Here is a 2,858-nt window from a genome sequence, read left to right as displayed (position 1 = left end):
GCCGCGCCCAGGGCGCCCTGGAAGGCCGGGCCCATGGGGAGCACAGGGCCTCTCACCTCGGTGCTCGCGCGCATCGGCCGGTCCGGCCGGGACTCAGGACCGGTCCCGCGGCGGCACGTGGACGAGCGTGTCCTCCACCAGGTCGCCCTGGTCCGGGAGCATGAACCCGCACAATCGTTCCACCGGCGTGTACGCGGGACGGCCGTCCTCCTCGATGCCGTCCTCGTCGGGGAACTCCTCCAACCGCTCGAACGGTTGAATGACGAACGGGCGGATGGGCGGGTCGGCCGCGAGAGAGTCCGGGTGCCACTGCCACACCGACCCGTAGTGGCGGTTGTGGACCTCGCCCAGATACCAGGAGGCGACCTGCAGGAACTCGCTGTCCTTGTCGGCGTCCGCCAACGCACAACTGCCGTGGTAGACGTCCCGCACCAGCTCCTGGAGCCGGCCGATGGACTCGAGGCCGAAGTCCCAGCCTCCACCGTGCCGTTCGTTCCAGGCGGGGAACCTTTCCCGCATCGACTCCAGCCAGCCGTTCAGCAGGGGATTGTCCGACCGCAGCCGGTCCAGCTCCCGCAGGTCCTCGTACGCCTCTTCGGTCATGACCACAGACCGTAACGTGCGCCCCGAGGCGCACTTGTAAGGGTCCCGCGGGGGAACCGAGTTGACCGTGTACACGCCCGAACAGCTCTGCGATTACGACACACAGGGACCTCTAAGGTGAGGGATGCTCTGCGGCGTCACAGAGTGCACGGGGGCCCCGGACGCCACGGAGTCATGGCCTGACGGGCCCCCAGGGGGACACACACATCGTGACATTATCGACGCGAAGGGGACGCCGGCGCGGTCCGCGCCGCTCCTCCCTCACTCTCGTGTGCGTATCGGTCATGACGGTCGCCGGCCTGTCCGGGCCGACGTCGGCCAACGCCGCTCCGGCGCCCAAGCCGCTGGACCCCGGCAAGCGCTGCGACGAGATGTACGGCCTGCCCAGCGGCACCGGTGCGACCGTGAACCTGCCGGAGTTCGACGCCTCCCGCGCCAAGTCCCAGTGGGACACCTACGAGTACGTCAACCCGGCCAAGCAGTGGGACGGCCTCCAGGGCCCCTCCCAGGAGGACATCGACCGGCTGGACAAGCTGACGAAGCAGCCTCCGAAGTCCAAGCCGGTCGACCGGATCTGGTGGTCCTGGCTGCAGGCCCGGAAGAAGAACCCGACCGCATGGGCCGCCTTCACCGACTGGCGTGACGCCAAGTACATCACCAACTCCGGGAACTACCCCCGGGGATACGCCTTCGAGCGCAAGGTGATCAAGGACCACGGCCTGGTCGGGCGGGACTGGATCTGCCAGAAGGAGGTCGAGTTCAAGGACCCCGACACCGGCAAGACCTACCGCCGCAAGCTCGACGCCTACAACACGCGCACGAAGCAGATCCTGGAGATCAAGTCCAACGGGTCCCCCGAGCGGGAGCAGATACCCAAGGACCGGGCCTGGGCCAAGGACCCCGCCTGGAAGGACTCCCGGTTGAAGTACGTCTTCGCCGAGGAGCAGAAGAGCGACGCGAAGAACTTTTTGAAGGAACTGCGGCAGACCGCCGGCGGCAACCGGGTCACGGAATACAACTACCGCTCCGACCGCGTGGAACTCGCTCCCCAGGGAGGCCGGCGCGCCACGAGCGACCTGTTGCAGCCCCCCGGCCAGGCCGGCACCAGCCGAGGCGGCGCCACCGACCTGATCCGCCAGTCCCGGCCCACCCCGGCGGACATGGCTGAGCAGCTCGAGCGCACGCGGACAGCCAACCCGGGCGGCCTCCCCCGCGGCCCGGGTGGCGTGGACTTCTCCACCCTGGACCTGAAGTACATCGGCAAGCCGGTCAGGGGCAAGGGCGTCGACTTCGCGTTCGACGCGAAAGAGGACCCCACCGAGCGATCCGGCTGGGGAGGCAAGGCCAAGGCCCAGCTCATCTCGGACGCGTTCTTCACCTGGCTCGCCCTGACGCCCGACAAGTTCTGGGTCAACCTCAACCCGGACGAGCCCGACCGCATCATGGACGCCGGGTTCGGCAAGACCGACGCCGGCCGCGTGCTCCTGGAAGCCGACCTCCGGATGAAGCACGACTTCTACAAGACCATGGACCCCAAGACCGACCTCGGCAAGCGGTACTGGGCGGCCCTGCCCAAGCAGAACGGCTACCCGTGCATGCCCGGCCTGCGCAACTGGATCGAGCCGAAGACCGCGCAGGTCCGTGAGCAGGACGGCGGCATCTATATCCTCGACACCCCGCTGCGCCTGAAGTCGACGGCACAGACCACGCGCACCCCGGGCCCCGGCAAGCCGATCTGCACACCGGACGAGGCGGAGACCAAGGCGGCCCAGCGCGTCATCGACCGGATGATCGTCCCCGCGGTGGAGAAGACCATCAACACCGCACCGCAGTACGCGGACCTGCGGCGCGTCTACACCGCCCGCGTGGCGGCCGAGTACATCCGCCAGCAGGACGCCAAGGCGCCCACCGACTACCACAGGATCATCGACAGCGGCGACGTATCCCGCTGGCCGCTGCGCGCCCCCAACCAGGACTGGACCCGCGAGGCCCTGTTCCAGAAGTACCGCTACATCTACACCCACGGCGAGTTCCAGTACGACATCCCCGCGAACGGCACCACGCGGATCTACATCGTGGGCGGCGTCGACCTGAGCAAGCAGCCGAAGCAGAACGTCAGCAAGGTCCGCTTCACCGCCGAGCACCGCTACCTGCCCCGGCAGACGCAGACCGGCGTGAGGACCCTCACCGACGACACCGATGTGAAGGGACACCTGCTCCTCGGCGGCAACACCGCCGCCGAGGAGCAGGTGTCC

Annotated in this window: 2 protein-coding genes; one reads left to right on the top strand and one right to left on the bottom strand. The window is 68.3% G+C overall.

Going from position 1 to position 2,858, the window contains the following annotated elements; all coding sequences use genetic code 11:
- Positions 1-93: 93 nt before the first annotated feature.
- The gene (locus tag BZY54_RS45665) at positions 94-603 is read right to left on the bottom strand and encodes a hypothetical protein (protein ID WP_086731239.1); all 510 of its coding nucleotides are present in this window, start codon (positions 601-603) and stop codon (positions 94-96) included.
- Positions 604-887: 284 nt separating this feature from the next.
- On the opposite strand from BZY54_RS45665, the gene BZY54_RS45660 reads away from it, so the two are divergent.
- Positions 888-2,858: hypothetical protein (locus BZY54_RS45660; protein ID WP_086731238.1), on the top strand; the 1,971-nt coding region annotated here is incomplete at its 3' end.

Source organism: Streptomyces carpinensis, from assembly GCF_002154505.1.
In the GTDB taxonomy this organism is placed as follows: Bacteria; Actinomycetota; Actinomycetes; order Streptomycetales; family Streptomycetaceae; genus Streptomyces; species Streptomyces carpinensis.
Note: the sequence above shows the minus strand (reverse complement) of the source record. Positions and strands in the feature narration are given on the sequence as shown.

Bases quoted from the DNA above. Each gene is read 5' to 3' on its own strand.
- BZY54_RS45665 (WP_086731239.1), bottom strand. From the start codon at position 603: ATGACCGAAGAGGCGTACGAGGACCTGCGGGAGCTGGACCGGCTGCGG.